The 26,575-nt window shown below is 54.8% G+C and carries 24 protein-coding genes; 17 read left to right on the top strand and 7 right to left on the bottom strand.

Annotated features, from left to right (window positions below):
* Window positions 1–116: 116 nt before the first annotated feature.
* Complete coding sequence (locus L1047_RS06295) at window positions 117–1,667, top strand: cation:proton antiporter domain-containing protein (protein ID WP_443081680.1); 1,551 nt, start codon at window positions 117–119, stop codon at window positions 1,665–1,667.
* Window positions 1,668–1,677: 10 nt separating this feature from the next.
* On the opposite strand, the gene L1047_RS06290 is transcribed toward L1047_RS06295, so the two are convergent.
* Window positions 1,678–2,262, bottom strand: a complete 585-nt coding sequence (locus tag L1047_RS06290) for an FHA domain-containing protein (RefSeq protein ID WP_235278028.1) — start codon at window positions 2,260–2,262, stop codon at window positions 1,678–1,680.
* A gap of 145 nt (window positions 2,263–2,407) precedes the next feature.
* Here L1047_RS06290 and L1047_RS06285 point away from each other — a divergent pair, with 145 nt between their 5' ends.
* From L1047_RS06285 to gap, 13 genes are all read left to right on the top strand, one after another.
* The gene (locus tag L1047_RS06285; RefSeq protein ID WP_235278875.1) at window positions 2,408–2,596 is read left to right on the top strand and encodes an NAD(P)H dehydrogenase subunit NdhS; all 189 of its coding nucleotides are present in this window, start codon (window positions 2,408–2,410) and stop codon (window positions 2,594–2,596) included.
* A gap of 41 nt (window positions 2,597–2,637) precedes the next feature.
* Complete coding sequence (locus tag L1047_RS06280) at window positions 2,638–3,372, top strand: low-complexity tail membrane protein (protein ID WP_235278027.1); 735 nt, start codon at window positions 2,638–2,640, stop codon at window positions 3,370–3,372.
* Between the two features lie 131 nt (window positions 3,373–3,503).
* Window positions 3,504–4,307 (top strand): hypothetical protein, encoded by an 804-nt coding sequence (locus L1047_RS06275; protein WP_235278025.1) that lies wholly within the window; start codon window positions 3,504–3,506, stop codon window positions 4,305–4,307.
* Between the two features lie 134 nt (window positions 4,308–4,441).
* Window positions 4,442–4,723, top strand: a complete 282-nt coding sequence (locus L1047_RS06270) for a DUF2949 domain-containing protein (RefSeq protein ID WP_235278023.1) — start codon at window positions 4,442–4,444, stop codon at window positions 4,721–4,723.
* Window positions 4,724–4,812: 89 nt separating this feature from the next.
* Window positions 4,813–8,298: a transcription-repair coupling factor gene (gene mfd, locus L1047_RS06265; protein WP_235278022.1), complete on the top strand. Its 3,486-nt coding sequence runs from the start codon at window positions 4,813–4,815 to the stop codon at window positions 8,296–8,298.
* 236 nt (window positions 8,299–8,534) lie between these two features.
* Window positions 8,535–9,284 carry a cytochrome c biogenesis protein CcdA gene (locus L1047_RS06260; RefSeq protein WP_235278021.1) on the top strand — a complete coding sequence of 250 codons (750 nt, stop codon included), beginning with the start codon at window positions 8,535–8,537 and terminating at the stop codon, window positions 9,282–9,284.
* 100 nt (window positions 9,285–9,384) lie between these two features.
* A complete protein-coding gene (locus L1047_RS06255; RefSeq protein WP_235278020.1) occupies window positions 9,385–10,752 on the top strand; it encodes a cytochrome c biogenesis protein in 1,368 nt (455 codons plus the stop codon).
* A gap of 40 nt (window positions 10,753–10,792) precedes the next feature.
* On the top strand, window positions 10,793–11,398 hold the full coding sequence (locus tag L1047_RS06250; protein WP_235278019.1) for a helix-turn-helix domain-containing protein: 606 nt from the start codon (window positions 10,793–10,795) through the stop codon (window positions 11,396–11,398).
* A 2-nt stretch (window positions 11,399–11,400) separates the two neighbouring features.
* Window positions 11,401–12,993 (top strand): Hsp70 family protein, encoded by a 1,593-nt coding sequence (locus L1047_RS06245; RefSeq protein WP_235278018.1) that lies wholly within the window; start codon window positions 11,401–11,403, stop codon window positions 12,991–12,993.
* Window positions 12,994–13,306: 313 nt separating this feature from the next.
* The gene (locus tag L1047_RS06240; protein WP_235278016.1) at window positions 13,307–13,642 is read left to right on the top strand and encodes a DUF6812 domain-containing protein; all 336 of its coding nucleotides are present in this window, start codon (window positions 13,307–13,309) and stop codon (window positions 13,640–13,642) included.
* Between the two features lie 95 nt (window positions 13,643–13,737).
* Entirely contained in the window at window positions 13,738–14,556 is an 819-nt protein-coding gene (locus L1047_RS06235; protein ID WP_235278015.1) for an ABC transporter ATP-binding protein, read from the top strand.
* Between the two features lie 84 nt (window positions 14,557–14,640).
* Complete coding sequence (locus tag L1047_RS06230; RefSeq protein ID WP_235278014.1) at window positions 14,641–15,159, top strand: cyclic nucleotide-binding domain-containing protein; 519 nt, start codon at window positions 14,641–14,643, stop codon at window positions 15,157–15,159.
* A 155-nt stretch (window positions 15,160–15,314) separates the two neighbouring features.
* Window positions 15,315–16,334 carry a type I glyceraldehyde-3-phosphate dehydrogenase gene (gene gap, locus L1047_RS06225; RefSeq protein WP_235278013.1) on the top strand — a complete coding sequence of 340 codons (1,020 nt, stop codon included), beginning with the start codon at window positions 15,315–15,317 and terminating at the stop codon, window positions 16,332–16,334.
* On the opposite strand, the gene galE is transcribed toward gap, so the two are convergent.
* The 6 genes from galE to L1047_RS06195 form a co-directional block, all read right to left on the bottom strand.
* Window positions 16,319–17,305: a UDP-glucose 4-epimerase GalE gene (gene galE, locus L1047_RS06220; RefSeq protein WP_235278012.1), complete on the bottom strand. Its 987-nt coding sequence runs from the start codon at window positions 17,303–17,305 to the stop codon at window positions 16,319–16,321. The two genes, gap and galE, sit on opposite strands and share 16 nt — an antisense overlap.
* 63 nt (window positions 17,306–17,368) lie before the next feature.
* The gene (locus L1047_RS06215) at window positions 17,369–18,463 is read right to left on the bottom strand and encodes a polysaccharide biosynthesis/export family protein (protein WP_235278011.1); all 1,095 of its coding nucleotides are present in this window, start codon (window positions 18,461–18,463) and stop codon (window positions 17,369–17,371) included.
* A gap of 96 nt (window positions 18,464–18,559) precedes the next feature.
* Window positions 18,560–20,050 carry a UDP-glucose dehydrogenase family protein gene (locus L1047_RS06210; protein WP_235278010.1) on the bottom strand — a complete coding sequence of 497 codons (1,491 nt, stop codon included), beginning with the start codon at window positions 20,048–20,050 and terminating at the stop codon, window positions 18,560–18,562.
* Between the two features lie 101 nt (window positions 20,051–20,151).
* A complete protein-coding gene (locus L1047_RS06205) occupies window positions 20,152–20,427 on the bottom strand; it encodes a hypothetical protein (RefSeq protein ID WP_235278009.1) in 276 nt (91 codons plus the stop codon).
* Window positions 20,428–20,438: 11 nt separating this feature from the next.
* Entirely contained in the window at window positions 20,439–21,380 is a 942-nt protein-coding gene (gene hepC / locus L1047_RS06200) for a heterocyst development glycosyltransferase HepC (RefSeq protein ID WP_235278008.1), read from the bottom strand.
* Between the two features lie 50 nt (window positions 21,381–21,430).
* Window positions 21,431–21,745, bottom strand: coding sequence for a PqqD family peptide modification chaperone (locus tag L1047_RS06195; protein ID WP_235278007.1), 315 nt, complete (start codon window positions 21,743–21,745; stop codon window positions 21,431–21,433).
* A 407-nt stretch (window positions 21,746–22,152) separates the two neighbouring features.
* Between L1047_RS06195 and L1047_RS06190 the strand changes: the two genes are divergently transcribed.
* The 3 genes from L1047_RS06190 to L1047_RS06180 are packed head-to-tail and all read left to right on the top strand — an operon-like array spanning window position 22,153 to window position 26,529.
* A complete protein-coding gene (locus tag L1047_RS06190) occupies window positions 22,153–23,232 on the top strand; it encodes a WecB/TagA/CpsF family glycosyltransferase (protein ID WP_235278006.1) in 1,080 nt (359 codons plus the stop codon).
* Window positions 23,233–23,278: 46 nt separating this feature from the next.
* Window positions 23,279–24,373, top strand: a complete 1,095-nt coding sequence (locus tag L1047_RS06185; RefSeq protein WP_235278005.1) for a glycosyltransferase family 4 protein — start codon at window positions 23,279–23,281, stop codon at window positions 24,371–24,373.
* 20 nt (window positions 24,374–24,393) lie between these two features.
* Window positions 24,394–26,529 (top strand): GumC family protein, encoded by a 2,136-nt coding sequence (locus L1047_RS06180; RefSeq protein WP_235278004.1) that lies wholly within the window; start codon window positions 24,394–24,396, stop codon window positions 26,527–26,529.
* Window positions 26,530–26,575 lie beyond the last annotated feature (46 nt).

Raw genomic sequence — 26,575 nt, 5'->3', positions numbered from 1 at the left:
ATGGAGGTTAGCTTTTGTAACAGTCTTCCGGCCTACATGGGTGGGATCCCCAGCCTTTTCACCCGCTCCACTTGGGCCAACATAAGACGAAAGGCTGTCCATCTGAGGTTGAGATCTTGCTGTTCAATTGCGTGAACCCGCTGTTGCTCGCTGTAGAAACCGCTGCCCCCCTTGATCCACCCGTTGATCCAGAAGTAGCGACCAATCTTTCTCCCCTGATCCTGGTAGCGGTGTTGATGGCTTTGGTGGTTATCTACCTGGCCAGCCGCGTTGCTGGAGAAATTGCCGTTCGTCTCAGCTTTCCACCCGTACTGGGCGAGCTACTCGGTGGCGTCATGGTGGGTGCTTCCGTCCTGGGACTGCTGGTTTTCCGCGAAGGACAAGTCTCCGGAGAAGAACTACAAACCTTGGCCCATTCCTCCACCCTGATGCAATTTTTGCAAGCCACCGCCGGCCTCAGCGAGGGATCCCTGACACAGGTGTTCTCTGCCCAAAGCGAGATCATCGATATCCTCTCCGAAATTGGGGTGATCATCCTCCTATTCGAAATTGGCCTGGAATCGGATCTGAGCGAACTGTTGCGAGTGGGCCCTCAAGCAGCAGCCGTAGCCGTCATTGGTGTTGCTGTCCCTTTTCTCGCGGGTACCCTCGGCTTGCTTTACTTCTTTCATGTGCCCGCCATACCCGCTGTCTTTGCCGGAGCTGCCCTGACCGCAACCAGCATTGGCATCACCGCCCGTGTCCTGGCCGAATTACAAAAGCTGACCTCCCCAGAAGGACAGGTGATCATCGGCGCTGCCGTCTTGGATGATGTCCTCGGCATCATCATCTTGGCGGTGGTAGCTGGCCTGGCCAAAAACGGAGAAGTCAACCTCACCGACATTGGCATCATCATCATCAGTGCCGTCACCTTCTTAGTCGGTTCCATCGTCTTGGGGCGCCTGCTCAGCTCCTACTTCGTCGCCCTCCTCAACAGCCTCAAAACCCGAGGCAATCCACTTCTGCCTGCCCTTGTCCTTGCCTTTGTATTGGCTTATATCGGGCAAATCATCCACCTAGAGGCCATTTTGGGTGCCTTTGCTGCCGGCCTGATCCTGGCGGAAACCGATAAACGCCAGGAGCTAGAAGAGCAAATCAAACCCATCTCCGACCTATTGGTGCCCATTTTCTTTGTCTGTGTGGGGGCCAAAACCAACCTCGCCGTCCTCAACCCCGCCATTCCCGCCAACCGAGAAGGTTTGGTGATCGCGCTCTTCTTGATTGGGGTGGCCATTGTCGGCAAGCTAGCAGCTGGTTTTGGAGTGTTTGCCAAACCGGGCATTAACCGATATGCCATCGGGGTGGGCATGATCCCGCGCGGTGAAGTAGGTTTAGTCTTTGCCGGCGTTGGAGCCGCTAGCGGTGTTCTCTCCGATGCCCTCGATGTCAGCATTATTGTTATGGTCATCGCCACCACGTTTGTTGCCCCCCTATGGCTGCGCGGGGTCTTGGTCAGGGAAGAACCAACAGAAGCTGACCCTGTTCAATCTGATGAATTAGACGCCTCTGAGACTCCTTCCCTTCTGGATCTGCAGACAGAAGTCACAGAGCAAGATCGCAAAGATAGCTCTGCTGGGATCCCTGCCGATTTTCCAGACCCAGAACGGGTCGGTATGCCTGAGCGTTAAAGAATTATCATCACCCCCGCCTCAACCGCCGCCAGATCGTCTGCATCAGTAACCCCAGTGGGTTGCGACGTTGAGATCTCAAATCTTTGATATTTTCCGTCGTCTCCTCCTGCGGCAAAATTACCTGCGTAGAGGGCGGATCAAACTTTTGCATCGTGGTCGATCGCCGATCCACCACCTCCGCCTTCACACTGCGGAAGTTGGCAGATTGCAAGTATTGCTGAAAATCTTCATCCGACAACTGACGAATGCAGTACTGAATCGGTACCTGATCCCCCAACAGAATCTGATCCCCATCCTTCAGATCCCGAGTGAAACACTTCTCCCCATTCACCGAGATGCCATTGGTGCTGCGCTTACCCTCGATATTGCCATCCAGCAGCCGATAGACGTACTGACCCGATTTTTGTGGTAGCCGCAGCAGCAGCGCGTGCTGCCGAGAAATAGCCGCTGAATGAACCACAATCGCACTGTTGGGATCCCGGCCAATCGAATAGGTGGCCGCATTCAGCGCCACAGCCCGCCGCCCCTGATCGTCATCGATCACCAGTACATGCCAGGTACGCAAGCGGGAAGACTCTGTATCGGTAACCATTGCGTTGGAGCTTCACCTGATTTTGTTCGGCGTGGGATTGGCTTTCCCCCATAATGATAGGACAGGGTTTCTCAAGAGAATGACCATGACTTCAACCCAATCATCCCCCCAGTCCACTACCCCATCACTCCTGATGGAAGAACCCTTGATCTACCCCGGAATTGCCGTTCGGATCATCAACCCCGCCGATACCTATTATCGCTTTGAGGGGCAGGTTCAACGGGTCACCGATGACCACGCTGCTGTCCTTTTTGAAGGGGGCAATTGGGACAAGTTGGTGAGCTTTCGCCTCACAGAGCTGGAAGTGGTTGATAAATCCATGAGCCATTCCTAGCGCCACCTTCCCTTGTCCAGCCCCCCGACTGAACTTTCACCATGCGCAAACACTGGCAGGAGCCTTTCCTCTGGATCCATGCTGCCGGGATCCTCGTCTTTCCCCTTTGGATTGGATTGACCGTCATCGGTTTGGCCACCGGGGATCCCCTGTTTCCGGTCGGGGTCGAGCAGGCTTTGGTGGCTGTTGCCGGCATTGTGCCGATTTTTGTCATGCAGTGGCGCAAACCCTTCAATATCTTCAGTTTGTTGGTGGTCTCGATTGCCCCCGATGACCTCACCCCCGAGCAGCGCCGCATCTTGGCTGCCTTCCTCAGCCCGGAACAAAAAATCTTGACGGTCTTGGCCGCCATTCTGATGCTGGAGGTGTGTGAGCGCCTCTACGACTTTGCCCCTCTTTTTGCCCCACTCACCCCCAGCCATGGCACCCGCATTGCCGGTTTGGTCATGGCTGCCCTTGGCTTTTGGGGGGCCAACTTGTTCCTGCAGATCCCGGTGTCAGTGGCACGGGTGCTCCTGTTAAGTGAGCCAGAATTGGCCCAAATTGAGCCCATCCCCACCCACCAGATAGAAAGCCAGTTTTCCGTGGTCGGTAGCCAGCGCACCCAGCTTTTGCAGAGGTTGCTCAGTTGGCTTCCCTTGCCCAGTCAAGAACCCGAAGTCGCTTTAGCCGAGTCAGGTTCTGCTTCTAGTGTGCCCACCCATTCGACACCCTCACACCCCGAATCCACAGCTCCCCCTGAGACAGCTTCCGAAACACCTGTAGATCCTGCTTAAGACCTGCTCCTCAAGCCAAAATCCACCCCAAAAAAGCCCCTCGGCGATGCTAAGGTGAATGGGATCCAGACCACATCCAGTGAAGTCTGACCATCGGCATCCCCCCGACCTTCGAGGCTACCGCACCGGCAATGGCGAACAACTTCTCTTTCCGCTTCAAACAGTTCACCCAACGCCTCAGAGAAACCACCCAACTCCCCCAATTTTTTGCCGAGCAAGCCACCAGCGAAACCCAAAACCTGGCTCGGGATTTGGCTTCCGTGGGGGAGTATGCCACCCAGCTCAGCCAGGTGGTGATGGAGGTGGATTTCATTAATCAGCTCTATACTCGCCTGCTGAATGAGCGCGAAGTCTTACAACAAGAAAAAGACAATCTGGAGGCGCGGGTCTTTGAGTTGCAGCAGGAGCGCAACGAGACAGAACCCCAGGTCATGTACTTACGTGAGCAACTCAGCCAAGCCAGCTTTCAACTGGAGCAAACCCAAAACCGGGAGCGCAGCCTCAGCGAGCGGGAACGGCAGTTAGCAGAAATTGTCTCCCAGTTAGAGCGCCGTCGAGCGGTTCTCAACCAAGCCATCGAAAATCTGACCAACCAAGAGGCCGACTACACCGTTCGCACCAAAGAGCTAGAAGAAGTTGTCATCGACAACGAGAAAAAAGCCAAACAGTACCTAGAAGCTGCCAACCACTACCGCGCCTACCTAGAAGAACTCAACGCCCAAGTGGAAGAAACCCAGGCCAAACTGAGAAGCCTCGGCGTCGAACCCAAACCCGCCGATCTACCTCGCGTAGAAGAAATGGAGAAACCCACCCCGATACCCGCTTCACCCCCGACCGCCCCTGCATACATCCCGCCTCCACCACAACAGCCACCCCCACCGCAGCAAGGGGGTTATTGGTCAGACAATCCTTTTGGGGATGACCCCTGGGGATAAATCCTCAAGCTCTGGTAGAATATGCTACAAACCACAGCGGTCTGTGCCCTGACTCGCCTTGGGGGTACCCTGGGTTGGCGCGTACCCTGAGAAGAACTAACTCAAAGCTCCGCTTCCTCTGTGAAGCTAGACCTATGGAACCGACCGCGCCTGATTTGTTAGCGCTCAGCCAATCGGATCGGCAGTTTTGCCAGTTCGCCGAGCAGAAACATATTCTCCAACCCAAACAGTTGGCCCTAGCCCTAAAAATCCAGAAGCAACAGCGCGGCCCTTTGGCTTTGATCCTGTGGCAGTTGGGCTTTGTTGGCCTACAGCATTTGGCCGAATTCTGGGAGAGAATGCCTTCCGGAGCCGAACTAGAAGCTCTCACCGCGCCCCGCACCCCCGAGAGCGTCAACGAAAGTATCCCTAGCTAACGGCTGCTGATCCCCCGTTCAGCCTGCCAAAATTGGGATCCCTATCTATTTTTATTATTAGGGATCCGCTTTTGCGTTTGGGGGTGAGGATGTCTTTTATCCCATTGGTACGCTTCTTGGCTCAATCCAGCCTGATTCAGGATCTCTCGGCACAACTGGGATCCCAGCAGCGGGCAGAAATTCAGGGTTTGGGGCGGATCCCCAAGGGGTTGATCGCTTCAGCCGTGGCCCAACAGGGATCCCTGTTGGTCATCACTGCCACCCTAGAAGAAGCCGGTCGCTGGACAGCCCAACTCGAGGGCATGGGTTGGGACACAGTACAGTTTTATCCCACCTCCGAAGCCTCCCCCTACGAGCCATTTGATCTGGAACCCGAGCTGGTATGGGGGCAGTTCCAAGTTTTGGCGGATCGCATTCAGGGCAAAAAAAAGGTTGCTTGGGTGGCAACTGAGCGAGCCCTACAACCCCACCTTCCCCCTCCCGAAGTCTTTCGAGCCTTTTGTTTCCGGTTGGAAGTAGGTATGGAACTATCCCCGAAACACCTGGGACAACACCTGGCCCGCCTCGGCTACGAACGGGTCAACCTGGTGGAAAGTGAGGGGCAGTGGAGCCAACGGGGGGATATTCTCGATGTATTTCCAGTTGCCTCCGAATGGCCAGTACGCCTGGAGTGGTTTGGAGATGAATTAGAAAAACTGCGGGAATTTGACCCCGTCAGCCAGCGCTCTCAGGACGGGATCCCCCACATTTGGCTCACCCCCACCGGCTATAGCCCGATCCTAAAGCCCGCTCTGGAGGCCAAAGCCGATCGCCTCCCCCCAACCCTGCAAGCTCAGTTGAGCGACCCAGCCCATCAACCCCAGGGTCTCCGCCGCTTTTTGGGCTTGCTCTACGATCAACCCGCCAACCTGCTCAGCTATCTGGATCCCGCTACCCTGATCCTGATCGACGAACCGGAGCAATGCCAGGCCCACAGCCAACAATGGCTCTACCACGCCCAAGAACAATGGCAGCTAGCCCAAGCCACAGAACCAGCCCTCCCACCCTTTCACCGTCCCTTCGACCTCAATGCCCCAGACTGGGATCCCTTCCGGCGCTTAACCGCTAAATCCTTATCTTCCCCCGCTCCAAATGGATTAGAACCCGCCCCCGTCGATTTCAAAGGGCGAGCCGTTCAAGCCATTCCCCACCAATTCGGATCCTTGGCCAAGACGATCCGGGAACACCGTAAGCAACAGTTACAGGTGTGGATTGTTTCTGCCCAACCATCCCGAGTCGTCGCTCTACTGCAAGAACACGATTGCCCCGCCCAATACGTACCCAACCCGAAAGATTTTCCGGCCCTGGATCGACAAGTAGAATCTCATACCCCGATCGCCCTCAAGTATTCCGGTTTGGCGGAATTGGAAGGATTTATCCTGCCCACCCTACGTCTAGCGCTGCTCACCGACCGCGAGTTTTTCGGCCAACACAGCCTCGCCACCCCCACCTATGTGCGCAAACGCCGCCAAGCCAGCTCCCGCCAGGTGGATCCCAACTTGTTACAACCCGGCGATTTTGTCGTTCACAAAGCCCACGGCATTGGCAAGTTCCTGAAACTGGAGAGCCTGACGGTTAGCAACGAAACCCGTGAGTACCTGGTGATTCAGTACAGCGATGGCCTGTTGCGAGTGGCCGCCGACCAGGTCAATTCCCTATCTCGCTACCGCCCCAGTAGCGATGCCCCTCCCACCCTCAACAAAATGTCCGGGAGTGCCTGGGAAAAGACCAAACAGAAGGTGAAAAAAAGCATTCAAAAAGTTGCCTTTGATCTACTCGAACTCTACGCTAAGCGGGCCGAACAAACAGGTTTTGCCTTTCCCCCCGATTCCCCCTGGCAACAGGAGATGGAAGACTCCTTTCCTTACACCCTCACCCCCGATCAAATTCGCTCCATACAGGAAGTCAAGCAGGATATGGAATCTCATCGCCCCATGGATCGACTGGTGTGCGGAGATGTCGGATTCGGGAAAACAGAAGTAGCCATTCGCGCCATATTTAAGGCAGTTAGCGCCGGAAAACAAGTGGCCCTTTTGGCCCCGACCACCATCCTGACCCAGCAACATTACCACACCCTGAAAGAGCGATTTGCCCCATACCCTATCCAAGTTGGTTTGCTCAATCGCTTCCGCAGTAATGAAGAGAAAAAAGAGATCTTATATCGTCTCAAAAGTGGCGAATTAGATGTGGTTGTCGGTACCCATCAACTCTTGGGAAAAGAAGTTCACTTCAAAAACCTCGGACTGTTGGTGATCGACGAAGAGCAACGCTTCGGCGTTAATCAAAAAGAGAAAATCAAGGCCCTCAAAACGCAGGTAGATGTCCTCACCCTCACTGCTACCCCCATTCCCCGCACCCTCTACATGGCTCTATCTGGCCTGCGGGAAATGAGCCTCATTCAAACCCCTCCCCCTTCCCGCCGCCCAATTAAAACCCATCTTTCTCCCTACAACCCTGAGGTGATTCGCACCGCCATTCGACAAGAATTGGATCGGGGTGGGCAGGTCTTTTACGTGGTCAACCGCATTGAAGGTATTGAAGAAACCAGCACCAAACTGCGGGAATGGGTGCCTGGGGCTCGCATTGCCGTCGGCCATGGACAAATGCCAGAAGGTGAGTTGGAATCTACCATGCTCGGCTTCAACAACGGCGAAACCGACATTTTAGTCTGTACCACCATCGTCGAATCCGGGCTAGATATTCCAAGAGTGAATACGATTTTGATCGAAAATGCCCAGGCTTTTGGTCTATCCCAACTCTATCAATTGCGGGGTCGGGTCGGTCGGGCCGGGATCCAAGCCCATGCCTGGCTGTTCTACCGAGAAAATGGGGTACTCAGTGAAGATGCCCACAAACGACTACGGGCTATTCAAGAATTTACCCAGCTGGGATCCGGTTATCAATTGGCGATGCGAGACATGGAAATTCGCGGTGTAGGAAATCTGTTGGGAACCCAACAATCGGGCCAGCTCAATGCGGTGGGCTTCGATCTTTACCTGGAAATGTTACAGGATGCCATTAAAGAAATTCGTGGCCAAGAGATCCCACAGGTAGAAGATACCCAAATCGACCTCAATGTAACAGCCATGATCCCACAAAGCTATATACCTGATGGGGATCAAAAAATGCAGGCGTACCGACAATTGGCCACAGCCAGTTCTCGAGTAGAACTCTTTCAAATTACTCAGGAGTGGCAAGACCGTTTTGGCCCCTTACCCAAACCCACTCAGGAACTGCTGCGGGTGATGGAATTAAAGTTGATAGCCCGTTCCCTTGGTTTTTCGCGCATTAAACCAGCCAAAGAGCATATTTTGCTAGAAACACCCATGGAAGAGCCCGCTTGGAATCGCCTCAAGGAAACCCTTCCCTCCCATTTACAACCTCGCTTTGTCTATCAATCTGGTAAAGTGACTGTGCGTGGATTGGGGATGATGACCCCACCTCAGCAATTAGAGAACCTTTTGCAATGGCTGAAGAAAATGAACCTAGCTCTGACACGAGAGCGTATGGAAACTGGGATCCAAGTGGCTTCCTAATAGCAATCCCTGTGTTGTTGGAGCAACTTGTCTTGACGGGTTGTATCGTCAGTGATGAAGATAAGATGTTCTGAGACATTCTCAGACATTTACTAGTGTTTAGATTCAACTTCATTGTTCCGAGAACAGGAATAGCAGTAACACTTGATTATGGGTCATGCTTGGGGATCCCAGCTCGGGTTGCATTCGCTTGTTAAACTCCTTGTTAAACTCAAGGAAATAGATTCGGATCCCGTATGTTTGATGCCGTGCAGCTTTGGCTCTATCACCTGGAGCAATGGGCGACTCAGCTTGTTCAGTTTCAGCTTCAGCACCTGTCTCCCCTCAGCCTGTTGGTGGTGGGCTTAGCCGGAGTACTCACCAGTCTTTCCCCCTGCATGTTGTCCATGCTCCCGATCACCATTGGTTATATCGGCGGCTATACTCCCAATTCCAACGCAGCCACCGACGGGATCCGCTGGCAAGCCTGGATCCTGTCCCTAGGGTTTGCAGTTGGAGTTGCCTTTACCCTGACACTATTGGGCTTGGGGGCAGCCCTACTAGGCCGGGTTTACGGACAAACGGGATCCTTTTGGCCCTATGTCATGGGGGGTATCGCTATCCTCATGGGCTTGAATTTGTTGGAAGTGATCCCGCTGCGCTTTCCCAACTGGGCGAACCGCATCGAGATTCCGGGGCAGTGGCCAGCGCTGAGTCGGGCCGTTTTACTGGGTTTGACCTTTGGCTTGGTGGCTTCCCCTTGTAGCACACCGGTTTTGGTGGCTTTGCTGGGTTGGGTTGCCACCACAGGGCAACCGTGGGTGGGGGCTGGGTTGCTGTTGGCTTATGGGTTGGGGTTGGTGTCGCCGCTAGTATTGGCGGGAGTGTTTACCGGAACTCTCAAACAACTGTTGTCGATGCGGCGCTGGTCGGGCTGGCTCACCTATGCCAGTGGGGTGGTACTGATTGGATTTGGCACCCTCACCCTCTTGTCTGCTTGGGCTTGAAAAGGGAGCCCTGTGTGCGGGCTAAGATGGTGCTCCGCACCTTGCGTAGCCAGAACGGTGGACGGGTCTCCTTCTATCAATTTTGCTTAGGTTTTTGCCCATGGCTTTGGTCTCTTCCGTGCGGCGGTATTTTCGTCATGAGCTGCTGCCGTTGTTGGCGGATTTGCGCTTGGCGATTGGCCTATTGCTGGTGATTGCCCTTTTGAGCGCCACAGGCACGGTGATCGAGCAAGAGGAAACCGCTGCTTTTTATCAAGCCCACTATCCAGAACACCCCGCCCTGTTTGGCTTCCTCACCTGGCGGGTGATTTTAAATGTCGGATTGGATCATGTCTATCGCACCCCTTGGTTTCTGGCGATTTTGATCCTGTTTGGCAGCAGTCTCACCGCTTGTTCTTTTACCCGCCAATGGCCGATGCTGAAGGTAGCCCGTCGCTGGAGCTACTTCACCCGTCCGCAGTCTTTTCAGCGCCTGCCGTTTCGCACTTATCTACCCCAAAGAACATTGCAAGGGATCCCGGAATATCTGCGTCAACAGGGCTACGCAGTGTTTCAGGAGGGCAACCAGCTATATGCCCGTAAGGGTTTGATCGGTAAAATCGGCCCAATTCTGGTGCATGTCAGCATGCTGCTAATTCTCTTGGGTGCCATTTGGGGCAGCATCAGCGGCTTCAAGGCCCAAGAGTTGATCCCCAGCGGCAGCACCGCCCCCATTCAACACCTAACCGGCGCCGGGGATCTGGCCCACCCGCCCACCTGGCAAATTCGGGTGAACCGATTCTGGATCGACTATTCTCCGGAGGGTCGCGTCAAGCAGTTTTATTCAGATCTCTCCATTCTCGATCAGGGCGTAGAAGCCAAACACCAGACCATTTCCGTGAATCATCCCCTCAGCTATCAGGGAGTTACCCTCTATCAAGCGGACTGGAGCATCGATAGTGCCCGTATCCGTGTTAACAACAGCCCCAGCTTTCAGATCCCGGTGGTGTCGGTGCGTACGGAGTCGGGCAGCAAACTTTGGGGAGCTTTTGTGCCCACCAAACCGGATCTGAGTGAGGGGTTGACGCTGCTATTGCCGGATCTGCAGGGGACAGGGCTGCTCTACAACAACGACGGCCAATGGATCGGATCCCTGCGCCAGGGCATGAGTTTAGCCTTGAACGATCGGCTCACCCTGCATCTGGATGAGGTGATTGGCTCTACAGGCTTGCAAATCAAGTCGGATCCCGGCATCCCTTGGGTATATCTCGGGTTTGGGCTGTTGATGGTGGGGGTGGTGATGAGCTATTTCAGCCATAGCCAAATCTGGGCCTTGCAAGCAGAGTCCGGCCTCTACTTGGGGGGCAAAACCAACCGCGCCTTGGTCACCTTCGAGCGAGAATTGGGTCGGCTGGTGGAGCACCAACAAGCCAACCGACCATTCTCCGGGATCCCGACCGGTGCCAATGGGTATCTGAAGGGGCTGTGATTATCCTGGGGAATACCGATGAGCCGCTCGGGTACAGCACATGAACCCCTTAGATGAACCATTGCGCCAGCGTATGCAAACTCTAGGGATATCTTCTTGGCAAGCTTTGCACAAGCAATCGGGTGTCAGTCGGCGGGCCATCGATCATCTGCGCCGGGGAGAGTGGGGATCCCTGCGCCTACAACAACTGCAACAGCTGGCGTTAGCCTTGAATTGGGAGTTGCAATCTCTGTTCCATCTCATCTATCCCAGCAACCAAGCCCCGGATAAACCAGATCAATCAGAAGATCAATCAGCTCCTTTACCCCATTCCCCTGCTTCCTCAGACGCGACCTTCTCTCTGTTGCAACCCTTGCTCACTAGCTACCCCACCATTCGCCAGATCGCCCAGCGCAAACCCGACTGGCCCGCCCAGAATGTCACGGCCCTCTTCCGCTCCCTTGATGCCCTGCTCCAGCACTGGGGGTACGAACCCATCGGCAGCCCCCTAGAATCGGTTCCCTTCAATCCGCAACTGCATCAGCCGGATCAACCGGATATTCAAGCTGGAGATCCCGTTTACATCCGCTTTGTCGGCTACCGTCAGGGGGAAGATATTTTCTGTCCAGCCAAAGTCAGCCGTTCTTTGCCAGGAGGATTGAGCTAACAATGGCTTCTGCAAAAAAACCTACTGCTGCGGCCTTGGCCATCGATTTTGGTACCAGCAATACCGTCGTCTGTTGCTGGGATCCCCTCCAAGAAAGCGCCCGTACTCTCACCTTTCCCGGCTTATCTCGCCCAGCACAAGCCCACTCTGTCATTCCTAGCCTTGTATTTGTCAAAGGATCCGATCAACTGTTGGTGGGAGAAACCGTGCGCTCAGGCCGTTGGGGAACAGTGGATCCCCAGCGGTTGTTCCAGGGCTTCAAACGGGAGTTGGTGGCAGATTTTGTCCCTCCCCCTCGGCTGCTGGATGGCCAACGCTACGATGCCGAGACCGTCGCCCGAGCCTTTTTGCAAGCGGTGATGGAAGCGCTCCCCAAAGAGCACTTGCGACCGGAACGGGTGGTGTTTACGGCTCCGGTGGGATCCTTCGAGCGCTATCTCAGTTGGATCCGGGGTGTAGCCAGCGCCTGCGGTTGGGATCCGATTCAAATTGTTGATGAAGCCACCGCAGCCGCCCTGGGCTATGCCGTCGCTCAGCCGGGGGCGGTGGTGTTGGTGGTAGACTTTGGCGGTGGCACCCTGGATCTCAGCCTGGTGCGTACCCTTGCCCCCCAACCGGGGGATCCCACCCTGAAAGCGGAAGTAATCGCCAAGTCGGATGCCTATGTGGGCGGGCTGGATATCGATACCTGGATTGCCGAGTATCTGCTCGAGCAACTGGGCCTAACGCGAGCGCAAATCGGATCCCTGGGCTGGCTCAACCTGCTGGAGAGGGCAGAACAGCTCAAGATCACTCTCTCTAGCCAATCTGAGGCGGTGGGCAGTTGGTTCGATGACGATACCCTGATCGCCCATGAGCTGAGGTTGGATCGCCAGATGCTGGAGGAGATCCTAGAAAGCCATCAGATGTTGGATCAAATTCGCCATTGCCTGGATGAAATTCTCCTGACGGCACAGGCCAAGGGATTTAGCAAAGCCCAAATTGAGCAGGTACTGCTGGTGGGGGGTAGCTCCCAGCTACCGGTGGTGCAAGATCTGATCCGCTCCTATTTCGGCAAAAAGCGGGTTAAATGTGAGCGCCCTTTCGATGCGGTGGCCCTTGGCGCTCTGCAACTGGGCCGCCAAGTGAAGCTGGATGACCATCTGCACCACAGCTACGCCATTCGCCTCTGGGATCCCTCACAAAAAAGCTACAGCTACTACCCTCTGTTTGAGCGGGGCTGTCCCTATCCCTGTCAGCGCCCGGATCCCCTCATTTTACAGGTGGCCAACGACGGTCAAACGGAGATTCGGCTGGATGTGGGGGAAGTGGCCCAGGTGGCCCAGTCCGAGGTGATCTATGACGAGTTAGGGCGCATGAGTAGCCGTCAGCTGACCCGCCAAACGGATTTCCGTTCCCTTGCCCAAGCCCCAGCCCCCGGATCGGCTCCCGAACCCATTTGTTTGGCCCACCTTACCCCTCCTGGCCGCGCCGGAGAAGATCGCCTCCGCATCGAATTTGCCGTGGATGGATCCCGGCGCTTGTTGGCCACCATCACCGATTTGCAAACTCAACAACTCTTAGCGGACGCTCAGCCCGTGGCCACTTTAAGTTAGGTAAATTACTCGACACTGAGCTTACGCTACAGAACGGACTTTATCCCAATCCTCAACTGCAAAAGAGCAGCTCAGTTTCGGAATTTCGGGCTGATTTGCAAGAACAACCCCAAGGAGAGAAATCATGATTAGCTTTCAGCCCCGTAGATGCTCTCACTGCTTTATAGGTCAGGTGATGCAGCGAAGAAAGATGAATACTTACGAGCTGGGGATGGGCGATCGTGTTAATCTTAACTCGGTGGGTAGCACTCAATCTGCCCCTTTTAGCGATTATCCAGCTATAAACCTGATAGATCCGAGTTGAGGTTAGCAGATGAACGGCGAGCCATTCGACGATTTGCGTGATGCCATGAGTACCTCGGGTCGCTCCATGAAAAAGGCAGCCCGGCGGGGGGCATATGAAACAGCTCAAGCGGTGGGGGAAGAGCGGCGACGCATCCGTATTCGCACCCTCGATGGCACGGATATTCGCGGGGAAGTGTTTTTGGAAGGCACCGAGTTCGAGCGACGGGTTTCCAGCTTGCTCAATGATGAACGTACATTTGTGGCCATGACGGATTCAGAAATGTTTGTCAACGGTCGCCGGGTTGCCCATGCAGAGTTTATTTGCGTCAACAAAAACGCCATCTCTTACGTGCTAGAAGAATAACGGCCAGAAGAAGGATGGCTGTTGTCAGACTGGTCAACCTGCCTGTTTGCGTCTCTAATGGTGGATAACGTTTCCGCCTCGGTATTTTCGTTTCCATGAATCCTTCTCTCCTCTCCACCGGCCTGCAAACCAGCGAAGTGGGTGCCTTGGTCAGTCTACGAGGTGTGGGCAAGCGCTACCCCAGCCCAACCGGAGAGGTGGTGGCGCTGCGGAATGTGAATCTGGAGGTGCAGCAGGGGGAATTTATCGCCTTGATCGGCCCCTCTGGCTGTGGCAAAACCACGTTGCTGCGCATTCTGGCGGATCTGGAGCAGCCCAGCGAGGGATCCCTTTCCATTGCCGGACGAACCCCGCAACAGGCGCGACAAGATCGCCTTTACGGCTATATTTTCCAGGCTCCTACCCTGCTGGAATGGCGTACTGCCCTGGAGAATGTGATGTTGCCTTTGCAGGTGATGCATCTGTCTAAAGGGGAGCGACAAGAGCGGGCTAAGGCGATGCTGAAACGGGTGGGGCTAGAGAATTTCCTACATAACTATCCTTGGCAACTCTCAGGGGGCATGCAACAGCGGGTGTCGATCGCCCGTGCTTTAGCCTTTGACCCAGAGCTGCTGTTCATGGACGAGCCTTTTGGGGCCTTGGATGAGATCACCCGCGAGAAAATGAACCTAGAATTGCTCCGCCTTTGGGAAACCACACAAAAGACCGTTTTCTTCGTCACCCACTCCATTCAAGAGGCCGTGTTCCTCTCCACCAGGGTGGTGGTGATGACCCCCAATCCCGGCCAAATTGCCAAGGTGATCCCGGTGGACTTGCCACAACCGCGGGGGTTCGAAACTTGGCGCTCACCGCGTTTTTTTGAGCTGACGGGTGCAGTGCTAGAAAGCTTACGGCAGGTTTACGGCCAGGACTAGACATCTCCCCGCTCTTATGGAACCCAACTCATCTCCTCTCCTCCCTCCGACGGTAGGATGAGACAGATTCGGCCCCAGTCACCCATGAGTAGCATCCGCCATTTCCCCTTCGAGCGTGTTCGTGAGCACCTGCTGTTTCAATCGCTGGAGGATGCCGAGTGGCAAGCCCTGACCACGGCGCTGTTGCCCAGTCGCTTTCAACCGGGCCATGTGATTTTTCAGGAAGGGGATCCCAGCAGCGACTTGTATGTGCTCCTGAGCGGGGTGGTGGAGCTGCGGCGGCAATACGTGCGGCACCCAGGCGACTATTTGTTGGCCACTTTGCATGCGGGGCGGGTGTTTGGGGAGCTTTCTCTGCTAACGGGGCGGCGGCGCTCCTTTACGGCTGTGAGCCTGATGGAGGTGCAAACCCTACGCCTCTCGACAGAAGGGTTAATCCTCTTGCCCCTAGAAGTCCAAGTGAAACTGTATCGCGCCTGGAGCGGCATCATCAGCGAACGCTTGTACTGGATAGACAGTATGTTTACGGATCTATTGGAACAGCGGGGGGTGGAAAATGTCGCCTCGGCCATGGCTCTGCTCCATCAGCGATATCCTTCTTGAAAGGTTGCGGATCCCTTCTCTGAATAGTGGTTTAGCCTCTTATGTCCCTAGGATTCAACCCAGGGATCCCAAATTTTACCTTCAGAATATCCAGGGCTTGCGATATCATGTGCTAAGCAGCACCTAAAGAATTTCAAGCAGCGAGGTCAGGAGCAGTGGTCAGGGTAGCAATCAACGGATTTGGTCGCATCGGTCGCAACTTTCTGCGCTGTTGGTTGGGTCGCGCTCAGTCCAACCTGGACATTGTCGCCATCAATGACACTTCCGATTCTCGCACTGCTGCCCACCTGCTCAAATACGATTCCATCCTGGGGCCACTGCAAGGGGCGGAAGTTGAGCCCGCCGAGCGGGGTTTGGTGGTGAATGGCAAACACATCAACACCGTTTCCGATCGCAACCCCAGTAACCTGCCCTGGAAAGATTGGAATGTGGATCTGGTGATCGAAGCTACGGGTGTCTTCGTCAACTATGAGGGCGCTTCCAAGCACATCGAAGCCGGGGCCAAAAAGGTGATGATTACAGCTCCAGCCAAAGGTAGCGACATTCCCACTTTTGTGTACGGAGTAAACCAAGCTACTTATGACCCTGTGCGGCACAACATCGTCAGCAACGCCAGCTGTACCACCAACTGCCTGACCCCGATCATCAAGGTGCTGCTGGAAAAATTTGGTATCGTCCGGGCCACTATGACCACCACCCACAGTTACACCGGCGATCAGCGCATTTTGGACGGTGGACACCGGGATCTGCGTCGGGCGCGGGCGGCTGCTTTGAGCATGGTTCCCACCACCACAGGGGCAGCTAAGGCAGTGGCGCTGGTGATTCCAGAGCTGAAGGGCAAACTGAGCGGGGTGGCCGTCCGGGTACCTACCCCCAATGTTTCTCTGGTGGACTTGGTCGTGCAAACGGAGAAGAGTGTCATTGCTGAAGAGGTGAATGATGCGCTTAGGGAAGCCTCTTTAACCAACATGAAAGGGATCCTCGCCTATTCCGATATTCCATTGGTGTCGATCGACTATCGCGGCCATGACTGCTCAGCAATTGTGGATGCGGAAATGACCAATGTGCTGGGTGGCGATCTGGTCAAGGTGATGGCCTGGTACGACAACGAGTGGGGCTACTCCCAGCGGGTGGTAGATCTGGCGGAATACATGGCTGCTCACTGGGTGGAATAGGGTTGCTTCTGATGCCAGCGCCAGGCAGTTTCAATGATCTGAACCAAGTCGGCGTAAGCGGGTTTCCAGCCTAGGTCTTGTGTGATGGCGCTGGCGTCGCCCACCAAGCGAGGGGGATCCCCAGGTCGGCGTGCCCCGATTTGAACCGGGATCCCTCTTTGGGTCACCGCTTCGGCTGTGGCGATCACCTCTTTGACCGAAAAGCCTTGACCATTACCCAGGTTGTAGGCGGGTTGCACAGGCTGATGGGTTGCCAAGGCTTCCACGGCTAGGATATGGGCTTGGGCCAAGTCGGTGACGTGAATATAGTCTCGAATACAAGTGCCGTCTGGGGTATCGTAGTCATCGCCAAAAATGGTGATGTGGGGCCGCTGGCCGCTAGCGGCATCCAACACCAAGGGGATCAGGTGGGTTTCCGGGTCGTGGGCCTCGCCAATTTCGGCATCGGGATCCGCCCCTGCCGCATTAAAATAGCGGAGGCTAATCGATTGGATCCCGTGGGCAACGCGAAAATCCCGCAGCATCTGTTCCACCATCAGCTTGCTCTGGCCGTAGGGGTTGATCGGACGTTGGGGATGACTTTCTGGGATCGGAATCCGTTCGGGTACACCGTAGGAGGCACAGGTACTGGAGAAGACGATGTAGGGGATCCCGTGATCTCGCATCGCTTCCAACAAACTTAGGGAGCCACCCACATTGTTGCGGTAGTACTTGGCCGGATCCTGCACCGACTCTCCCACGTAAGCATAGGCGGCAAAGTGGATCACCCCTTCCGGTTGATACTGTCTGATCACCTGATCCAGTCGCTCCCGGTCAGCAATATCGCCCTTTTCTAGGGGGCCCCAGCGAGCGGCCCAAGGGTGCCCATATACCAAATTGTCGTAGGTGATGGGGGTATGGCCGGAGATGGCCAACGCTTTGCAGGTGTGGCTACCGATATAACCTGCACCGCCTGTAACCAAGAAACGCATAGGCAAACCGTCAGTGGTGGATCCCACCCAGAATAGAGGAACAAAGCACCTACCCTAAATTGATTAGCGTGTTAGCAAGTCGATCACCCGCCAAAGGTTACCAATGCTGGTGAGCGGTCGCAAAAGAATATTGATCGGGTTGAGGGCAACATCCAAACTATCGGACATCTGCGCCGCACCAGAGGGGCGAACCACAATCACATCCGAGTTGCGTAGGGGAGGGTTGCTCTCCTCGCTGATGCCCTGAGCAAAATCGACCCCAATCTGCCGGGCTTCCACACTGCCATCCGGATTGAGACGAATCAGTTCCACGCTCTGTTGGGCTTTGGGGGTAAATCCTCCTGCGGCCAAAATAGCCACATTCAAAGAGGCATTCGGGCTGAGGCTAACCGCGCCGGGACGAGTGACTTCACCGACAACATTGATGGTGATGGTGTCCGGGGCAAAATTGGCGGCACTGAGCTGGCTAATTTCAGCGGGGCTAACCTGGCTGGCAACCGGAACCCGAATCGTATCGCCGTCGTAGATGATCGGATCCTCACTGGCTGCTCCGTTTTGTAGCAGTTCCCAGAGGTTGACTTGCAAAATTTGCTCGTCGCCATTCCGGGTTTGCCGCCGGATCTCGATGTTACGGATATCCGCCTTTTGAGTGATCCCGCCCGCTAATTGGAGCAGTTGGGTCAATCGAGGGACATCTTCCCGTAGGGTGGTGGCCCCCACCTCCAGCACTTCAGACGCACCGGTTGTACCCTGCTTGGGAGAGACTGTGTAGCCCCCGGGTCGGGTTACCTCCCCCACCACATTGATGCGAAAACCGCGTGTATCCAGAAGGCTGACACTGACCGAAGGGTATTTCAAATAAAAGGCAAATTTTCTTTCCAAGTCTCCAGCCGCCTGTTGGAGCGTCATTCCTTCCACCGGTACCGTGCCCACCAGAGGCAAGGCCAAGGTGCCATCCAATAACACCTGCTGATCCCCACTCAGGCTGGGCTCGTTCAAAACCGTCACCCGAACCCGATCCCCAGGCCCCAGAATGTAGGCACGCTCCTGCCAGGTTAGGCGGCCATCTAGGCTTAGTTGAGGTTCAGCCGCTATCGCCGCCACAGGAAAACAGCTCAAACCAAGAGTGCAGGCAAGAACCAAAGCATGCCGTTTCATGTCAGGGATCCTCTTTCTCTACTTGAGTTAGACCGTTCAAGTTCATGGCTTTGGAATCCTTAGCCGCCACCTGCTGCAAGGCTTTCCCACTTCACCTCAACGCCCCATGCCAATGTAGGTAAACCCTGCTTGGTGCATCAATTCGGGTGAGAAAAAGTTACGGCCATCCACGATCAAGGCTCGCCGCATCCCCGCCGCCAGACAGTCAAAGTCCACACTGGCAAACTCCGGCCACTCCGTTACCAAAACCAGTGCATCACATCCTTGGGCCAAGCTTAGGGCATCCCGCTCCAACTGCACCCCCGCCAGGGATCCCTCATTTGCTTGAATCATCGGGTCGTAGGCTTTGACCTTGGCTCCTAATTTCAGCAGTTGTTCGATCACCGTCAGGGAAGGAGCATCCCGCATGTCATCGGTATTGGGTTTGAAGGTGAGCCCCAACAGGCCAATGGTTTTCCCCTTCAGCACCTTCAATTCCTGCTGCAGCTTTTCCACCACCCGAAACCGTTGCTGCCGGTTGGTCTCGATCACCGCTTCCAAAATGGGAGTAGCACAGTGGTAATCTGCCCCTGTGCGCACCAGCGCCGAGACATCTTTGGGGAAACAACTGCCCCCCCAGCCAATACCAGCGTTGAGAAACTTGGGGCCAATCCGAGAATCGAGACCAATGCCTCTAGCCACCTCCGTCACATCAGCCCCCACCCGCTCACAAATGGTGGCTACTTCGTTGATGAAGCTAATCTTGGTGGCCAAAAAGGCATTGGCGGCGTATTTCACCATTTCCGCTGAGGCCAAATCCGTCACCAAAAAGGGTACCGGCGGTCGCTCGTCTGTTGTTGCCTCGGGATCCCAGCTGCGGTCAATGATCGGTTCGTAAAGCTGCCGCATGATCGCGACTGCCGTCGAGCTATCCGAGCCGATTACAATGCGGTCGGGATGGAAGGTATCCCAAATGGCGCTGCCTTCTCTTAAAAATTCTGGGTTGCTAACTACATCGAAGCGGGGCAAAACAGACTCCAGATCGAAGCGCCGAGGATTGCCGTGGGATCCCGCCAACACTGAACTGCCCACCAATAATTCCTCTTTGGCTGCCTGGGCGGCTCCATCCAAAATCATCATGCGCACCCAATCCCCGGAGCCAATCGGCACCGTGGACTTATTGACAATAACTCGGTAACGAGAGCGCGTTTGGGTACGGATTAAGCCCTGTCCGATGCCACGGGCCACTGCTTCTACGTATTGCAGATTCGGATCCCCGGAGGGTAAAGCCGGAGTGCCAACCGTAATGAAGATAGTGTCCCCGAATTCGATGCCGCGATTGAGGTCAGTGGTGAATTGAATGGATCCTGGAGGAGAGGATGCAGCTTCATGATCTATTTCATGATCCAGAGATCTATCTAGAAATCTATAAGAGTGACGAAAGACAATCGACTCTAACCCTGGCTCGTAAATTGGAATTTTTCCAGCTTGTAGGGCCGCAATTTTATCGCGGTTATTGTCCACACAGATCACCTGATGGCCGATTTGAGCCAAGCAGGCACCCGTTACCAAGCCTACATAACCAGTACCAATGACAGTTACATTCATGGTCGGGCTCACCTTCCTAACGAGCATCGAACAAACTACAGCCTTTTCCCGCTTCATACCTGTAAGGCCTGAGATGAAGCAGGAGCTTTGTCGGGCATGGGTCAACCTGTTTGTCTCCAGACCAAATTGGGTTCAGCAGGCCGAAAGACCTCAGAGGTAGCGCAGTAGGTGCCCAAAAAGCTCTCGCACTTCACTCTAGAACTGCTGCCAGAGCCATTTCCGCTCAAGACCCGACAACGATAAATGTGAATCTCTCCCTGTCGCAAAAAAATACCATTACAGAGCAGATGTTCTAAAGAAGCTCCCGCCCCGACAGGCTTAGCCCAACTGGGATCCCCTTCATAGCTAGCAGGGTAGGCAATGTACAAATAACTCATGGTCAAATTCCTCAAAATGCGCCGAAACCGGTTGCAACCTTGGGCAATGTTTGCAAGAGAATTGATAAATCTTTGAGCAAAGACCAATGACCTAAGTACTGCAAATCCATGCGATTGACAACTTCCAAATCTAACTGGGTTGAACGTGCCGAAACCTGCCATGCCCCAGTAATTCCTGGCAGGGCAAGCATGCGATGTCGGCAGGAGGCAGGGATCCGAATCGCGTCGTAAATAGCCCAAGGACGTGGCCCCACCAAACTCATTTGCCCTAACACCACATTGAACAATTGGGGTAGCTCATCGATGCTGTATTTGCGCATCCAGCGTCCGATTGGGGTAATGCGAGGGTCATCTTGGCGTTTGTGCAAACCGTTTTGGTTCCCCATAACCTGATGGTGCAGTTTGTCTGCATTGGGCACCATGGTGCGGAACTTGATGATGCGAAATAACCTACCCCCATGCCCAACCCGCCATTGTTTGAAAAAGAAAGAACCCGGAGAGGAGGTGAACATCAACGCCATCACCCCAAGAAAAACCGGGCTCAAGCACAACAAGCCGAAAGCCGCCACCAGACGATCCGACCAACGCTTAACCTGCCAGGGCAATGGATGACGGTGCTCCGGCAACCAAAACAGAGACGGAGTGGTCAACTGCATGGATGCTGGCCGACCCGTTTGGACTGCCAAATCCGCCCACAGATCGATGTCCTGCTGCGACAGAGAGGGGTCAAGAAAAATGCGTCGGGCAGAACTGTACTGGAGCCAGCTGAGAACGGCTGGGCGGGGATCCCAATCTGTCAGGGAATCCCGTCGCCACTGTGAATCAGGCTGAACAAATAAAGATCCCTTGAACTGCTTGAGGATCCAGCAGTGAAAGTGGAAGCTGAGCAACATCTCCTCTGGCAAAAGTGCTGAAGAGGGCCTTGCTGCCTGTAAAACCAACTCTGAAACCATAAGATCAAGCCGATGAGAATGTGAAGACAGCGGAAAGTTTGGAATCCCAATCAAGGACAGGCTTCGGTCACAACCTGAATTAACCCTTCCGAAGCAAGCGATCGGGCCAGATCCAGCACCTCTTGTTCGCACACCTGTGGATCGACTTCGTAGTCTTCTAGCAAACAGCTCAGAAGATGGCCGATCCGAATCGGACTCTTCATTAGAGTCCAAATGTAAAAGCCAATACTGTTGAGGCCGTAGTAAACCCCAGAATCCAAATCCAACAAGACGGCTCCATCCTCAAGAGAGGAGGAAACTTGGTTGCCAATGCACACAACAGTGCTGTCAACCGTAATAGCAGGTGCAGCTTTCAACACGCTCATGGTTAAGCTCCACAGTGTCAAACCCGCTCAACTCACCCCAAGAGACGATCGCAACTCAAGTACAGAGCCCCTCCCACATCAGCAGAAGACCTCAAAAGCAGAGCGGAATACTCTCTGAGTTTGCCTAGTCCCAAAGAAAAGACTATCTTTTTTTATATTTTCTTTAGATTTATCCATGATCTGCTCACAGAAAGCATTTTTGCGGTATCTATCTGTTCCTGCCAGAGAGCACCATCTTTGTGACTCGGTCAAATATAAATAAATTCTTAAGAAAGATGGAACTTGGCAATAGTGCATGTCTTACTTGCAATGTCTGCCTCCACAGGCTTTGCTGCCGAACGGCGGTGGCGGTTTGGAGTTCAGGCTGAATGGTAGGTTTTGGCCTTCTGGTAGAGCTGGTTTTCCCGATGATGTCCACGCACTTGCAAATTTTGCCACCATCTGTTCCGACGAAAGCGTTGGGGCAGGTGTTTGCTGTGGATTTGCTGGGGCGTCAACTGCACTGTATGACGGCTCCCGCTTTGGTGGAAGAGATCTGGCAAGCCTGTCGGTACAACCAGCGCCGAGTGATTGCCCACTGCAATGTGCATGGGTTCAACCTCTCGATGATCTGTCCCCGGTTCTATCGCTTCTTGCAGGCAGCAGATATCGTCCATTGCGACGGTATTGGCATCCTCAAGGCGATTGGCTACTTGGGCAAGCTGAAGCTGCCTGTGGAGTATCGAGTTTCCTACAGCATCCTCATGCCCCTTTTGCTGGAGCGTTGCCAACGGGAAGGATTGTCTCTGTACTTGCTGGGGGGGAGCCCAACTCATTTGGAGAAGTCCCTGAGCAATTTGCGCCGGCTTTATCCCCATCTTCAGGTAACCGGGCATCATGGTTACTTTGCTGCGGAAGATTCTGAAGAGAATACAGCCATCGTGGAATCGATCCGCGCCAGCGGCTGCCAGATCTTGATCGTTGGCATGGGTATGCCCAGACAAGAATACTGGATTGAGCAACATCGAGAGCGCCTGGCTGTGAATGCGATTCTTTCCGGTGGGGCTGTGATTGACCGTTTGGCGGGCGTGGTACCCGACTGTCCAAAGTGGTTGTCCGATGTCGGTTTGGAATGGTTGTACCGGCTGTCTCGTGAGCCACAGCGACTGTCCGTCCGTTATCTGCTGGGAAATCCTACCTTTGTCTTGATGTTGACTTTGGCTCGCCTACAAGGGTTTCGGGTGTCTTGGGTCGAGCAGGCTGATCCGGCAGAACGGACTCTTCCAGTCCGGCGAATGCAGCCTCCCGAAGAAGCTAAAATTCGCCTTCTGGGCCAAATGCTGGCGGAATCGGGGATCCTTAAGCCCGCCCAAGTAGAGCAAGCGCTGGTGGAACACCAGTTGACGGGTAGGCCCTTTCGAGAAGTCGTTTTACACCATGGCTGGGCACTTGAAGAAGCCTTGGAAGTAGTGACCGAGAGGTTGCTGCGGAAGGAGATGCCCAAGTGATTAGGGCTGAGAGTTTGAGGGATTCGGCAGAACAGTTGGGAATGCTATGAAGATATTGCATGCTCTCTACCAGTCCAAAACCGGCACAGGCACCCTTCAGGTGGTTCTGGACTTGCAGGCCTCAGCGCAGGCAGCAGGGCACACGGTATCCATCCTGGCCAGGGATGCACAGGTGTTTGCAGACGCGGGGGCAGAACAGTTTTTCACCGGCAACAAGCTTTGGGATTGGCTGCGGTTTGGGCAGCGAATCGCCCGTGATTCTCCTGATGTGGTGCATGTGCATGATCGCTATTGCTCCCTCCTGTTGCGAGGGATCCCCAATCGCCCCCCCAGTGTGCAAACCAACCACATTGCCTATACCACCCGGCGCCGCTTCACTCTTTTGGCAGATGTGGTGGTGGGGTGCTCCGAGGCGATGGATCGTCACCATGCTGAGTTTTTTAACCTGCCATCCTACCGTCGAGCCGTTATCCAAAACGGCATCACAGCCCGTTTGCCTGAGCCAGAGCAGGTGGCCAAGTTGCAGCAGTCTCTGCCAGGGCAGAAAAAAAAGCTCTGCCTGACGGTTGCTCGACTGGAACCGGAAAAGGGACACCACTATTTGCTAGAGGCCATTGCCGGATTGGATCCCGCTCTGCGCAAAGCATGGGGGTTCGTAATGGCGGGTTCCGGCTCTCTGGAAAATCCGCTCCGAAAGCAGACACAGCAGTTGGGCCTTGACGCCGATGTGTTTTGGATCGGCCACACCGCTTGGGTGCCGGAGTGGCTGGCTTTGGCTGAGGTATTTGTCTTGCCCTCCCTCCTAGAGGGGTTACCCCTTTCTCTGCTAGAAGCGATGGCTGCTGGCTTAGCTTGTTTGGCAACGGATGTGGGTGGCACTGCCGAGGCCCTGCATCCCCAGCGAAATGGGTTGTTGATCCCGCCAGAAGATGCACCTGCTCTACGGGAAGGGTTAACCCAACTGTTGAGCAACCCTCAACTGCGCAGACATTTTGGGCAAGCTGCTCGTGCCGATTACCAGCGCCATTGGAGGTTTGAGCGCACCTGGCAACAGTACGAGGCTCTCTATCAGCGTTTGCACCGCACCGCTTTGCACTCCCCTGCGATTCCACCTGACTCTCTTACCCCGCGACTGCCATGACTTTTGATTCCACTTACGCTATGCCTGTGCGTCGTCCCCTACCGGAACGGGTGATCCGTGCTTTCTTGCCAGAATCTTGGTTGTTTCTGCTGGTTCTGATCGCTGTGTTGGGGCCGGCGGTGTACTGGATTCGGCGTATCCCTCCCATTTACCAGGCTCGCTCGGAGTTATTGATCGAGTCCCCGCGCAGTGTGGAGCGTTTGGTCTCGGGGGCGAACAACTCGGGAGTGAGCAGCCTCGATACGGTTGGGGATCGGGTTAACCCGATCAATAACCAAATCGCCCTGATCCGCTCTACTCCCATTTTTGAAAAGGCTCTTGAGCAGGCGGGGCTGGAGCGGCAAGGGGTTCCTCAAGGGGCACTCGGAGTAAAGCTGCTGGGGGGAACTGATCTGGTAGAAATCAGCTATTCCTCTACAGATCCAGAATTGCCACCGAAGGTTGTCGCTGCCATCACCGAAGTTTATATCCAGGAAAACCTACGACTGAACCGAGAGAGGGCGTCTCAGGCGCGGCGGGCCCTAGAACGCCAATTGCCAGAGCTACAAGAGGATCTGAAAAATGCCCAAGATGCTCTGGAAGCCTTCCAACAGGAAAATCGCTTTTTGGGAGGTGGCAGTGAGACAGCAGATGTGGCTCGTACTCTGAATGAGATGCGCCAGCGGGTACAAGCGGCTCAGGTGGAGCTTTCTTCAACAGTGCAGCGGATTGAAAGCCTGCAAGGTCAGCTGCCGGAGGATCCAGATGCCGCATTACGGATTGTCGGTCTGAGCCGGGATCCCAACTTTCAAGCTTTGCGAGCGGATTTGGTCAAGGCGGAGACGGAATTGGCTCAGTTGCAATCCCGCTACACCGATCAAAATCCCCAGGTACTCAGTGCCCTGGAAAAAAGAGAGCGCTTAGCCGCTCTACTTCGAGACTATTCCATACGAGCTTTGGGGGAGCAAGCCGGATCCGATCTGGCCATTCCGGATCCCGTTCAGCAGGGCTTAGTTGAGCAATGGTTTGAGCTGGGGGTAGAACGTGCTGCTCAAAATGCGCGCCTCGGCCAACTAAACAGTCAGTTCGCGGAGATTCAGAGCCGTTACAACGAGCTACCTCAGTTGTTGAAAGAGCACACCCAGCTGCAACTGGCTTTGGATCGAGCTCGCCAGACTTACTTGATCTTTAGCGAAAACCTCGCCTCTAGCCGTATTCTCGAGCAACAAAGTTTGGGCAATGTACGGGTGATCGAACCACCCAGCCAGCGAAGCGTTCCGATTGGCCCCAATCGCAAACCTCTTTATGCTGTGGCCCTGGTTTTAGGCACGCTCACAGGACTGGGGGCGGTGTGGGCTAAGGTTGCCACCAACAACAAGTTGCGGACCCTGCCGGAGTTGCGAGACATTCTGCCGCTGCCTGTACTCAGTGCTGTGCCTTGGGGGGGAGTGGAGAAGCTGGCAGACCCCAGTTCCGGGAAGGAAAACCCTCTGCTGGATGGCTATCAAACTTTGCAAGCCCACATGCGTATGCTGCCCCGAGAAGTGCATACCATTGCCATTGCCAGTTGGTCTCGCCCCGAAGGGAGTGGGTTGGTGGCTGAAAACCTAGCCCTTCTAGAAGCGCAAGTTCGTCGCCGAGTTTTGCTAGTACGGGCCAACGCCAATGAGATGGGATCCCCTCATCTGAGCCGTTTTGATGCCACTACTCTGGAGGAGCGAGATTTAAAAGATCCCGCTGAAGAGGAACGGCAATGGCGCGAGTGGTTGCAAACTCAAACTGCAGAGAGACCCAATGGTTCTAAGGCCAGTGCCGAACTGCGTGGATTCGATGTGTTGACTTATCAAGTGGGGCTTTCCCTTTCTGCCTACAAGAAATGGTCAATGCTTTTGGAGCGGTTGCGCAAACGGTATGACTTGGTGATCTTGGATTGTCCACCCGTTTCCCAAGGCTCAGCCGCGACATTACTGGCTTCTTTGTGTGATGGGGTACTCTGGGTTGCGGCTCCGCAGCAATTGGGGCGAAGGGGAGCAGCAGCGGCAGCAGAAACCTTGCGCACTTGGGATACCCGCCTGCTGGGTCAAGTTGTGGTGGGAACGGGGGCTCATACTGTCGTCAAAGGGCACCCTCGACTGGGCAAATCCAAAAATCAAGGTTTATTGCCTGAGGTGGTTTAGTGGCAATGTTAACAGCTCCCTTTCCACAGTCTTCGAAAGCTGAAGC

The sequence above is a fragment of the Synechococcus sp. Nb3U1 genome (genome assembly GCF_021533835.1).
GTDB lineage: Bacteria > Cyanobacteriota > Cyanobacteriia > Thermostichales > Thermostichaceae > Thermostichus.
Note: the sequence above shows the minus strand (reverse complement) of the source record. Positions and strands in the feature narration are given on the sequence as shown.

What these genes read in the sequence shown, in the direction of transcription:
- L1047_RS06185 (WP_235278005.1), top strand. Translation starts at nt 23,279, where the DNA reads ATGAAGATATTGCATGCTCTCTACCAGTCCAAAACCGGCACAGGCACC.
- mfd (WP_235278022.1), top strand. Translation starts at nt 4,813, where the DNA reads ATGTCTTTTATCCCATTGGTACGCTTCTTGGCTCAATCCAGCCTGATT.
- L1047_RS06230 (WP_235278014.1), top strand. Translation starts at nt 14,641, where the DNA reads ATGAGTAGCATCCGCCATTTCCCCTTCGAGCGTGTTCGTGAGCACCTG.
- L1047_RS06240 (WP_235278016.1), top strand. Translation starts at nt 13,307, where the DNA reads ATGAACGGCGAGCCATTCGACGATTTGCGTGATGCCATGAGTACCTCG.
- L1047_RS06190 (WP_235278006.1), top strand. Translation starts at nt 22,153, where the DNA reads ATGATGTCCACGCACTTGCAAATTTTGCCACCATCTGTTCCGACGAAA.
- L1047_RS06255 (WP_235278020.1), top strand. Translation starts at nt 9,385, where the DNA reads ATGGCTTTGGTCTCTTCCGTGCGGCGGTATTTTCGTCATGAGCTGCTG.
- L1047_RS06215 (WP_235278011.1), bottom strand. Translation starts at nt 18,463, where the DNA reads ATGAAACGGCATGCTTTGGTTCTTGCCTGCACTCTTGGTTTGAGCTGT.
- galE (WP_235278012.1), bottom strand. Translation starts at nt 17,305, where the DNA reads ATGCGTTTCTTGGTTACAGGCGGTGCAGGTTATATCGGTAGCCACACC.
- L1047_RS06290 (WP_235278028.1), bottom strand. Translation starts at nt 2,262, where the DNA reads ATGGTTACCGATACAGAGTCTTCCCGCTTGCGTACCTGGCATGTACTG.
- L1047_RS06250 (WP_235278019.1), top strand. Translation starts at nt 10,793, where the DNA reads ATGAACCCCTTAGATGAACCATTGCGCCAGCGTATGCAAACTCTAGGG.
- L1047_RS06275 (WP_235278025.1), top strand. Translation starts at nt 3,504, where the DNA reads ATGGCGAACAACTTCTCTTTCCGCTTCAAACAGTTCACCCAACGCCTC.
- L1047_RS06195 (WP_235278007.1), bottom strand. Translation starts at nt 21,745, where the DNA reads ATGAGCGTGTTGAAAGCTGCACCTGCTATTACGGTTGACAGCACTGTT.
- L1047_RS06210 (WP_235278010.1), bottom strand. Translation starts at nt 20,050, where the DNA reads ATGAATGTAACTGTCATTGGTACTGGTTATGTAGGCTTGGTAACGGGT.
- L1047_RS06180 (WP_235278004.1), top strand. Translation starts at nt 24,394, where the DNA reads ATGCCTGTGCGTCGTCCCCTACCGGAACGGGTGATCCGTGCTTTCTTG.
- L1047_RS06270 (WP_235278023.1), top strand. Translation starts at nt 4,442, where the DNA reads ATGGAACCGACCGCGCCTGATTTGTTAGCGCTCAGCCAATCGGATCGG.
- L1047_RS06280 (WP_235278027.1), top strand. Translation starts at nt 2,638, where the DNA reads ATGCGCAAACACTGGCAGGAGCCTTTCCTCTGGATCCATGCTGCCGGG.
- L1047_RS06205 (WP_235278009.1), bottom strand. Translation starts at nt 20,427, where the DNA reads ATGAGTTATTTGTACATTGCCTACCCTGCTAGCTATGAAGGGGATCCC.
- hepC (WP_235278008.1), bottom strand. Translation starts at nt 21,380, where the DNA reads ATGGTTTCAGAGTTGGTTTTACAGGCAGCAAGGCCCTCTTCAGCACTT.
- L1047_RS06245 (WP_235278018.1), top strand. Translation starts at nt 11,401, where the DNA reads ATGGCTTCTGCAAAAAAACCTACTGCTGCGGCCTTGGCCATCGATTTT.
- L1047_RS06235 (WP_235278015.1), top strand. Translation starts at nt 13,738, where the DNA reads ATGAATCCTTCTCTCCTCTCCACCGGCCTGCAAACCAGCGAAGTGGGT.
- L1047_RS06260 (WP_235278021.1), top strand. Translation starts at nt 8,535, where the DNA reads ATGTTTGATGCCGTGCAGCTTTGGCTCTATCACCTGGAGCAATGGGCG.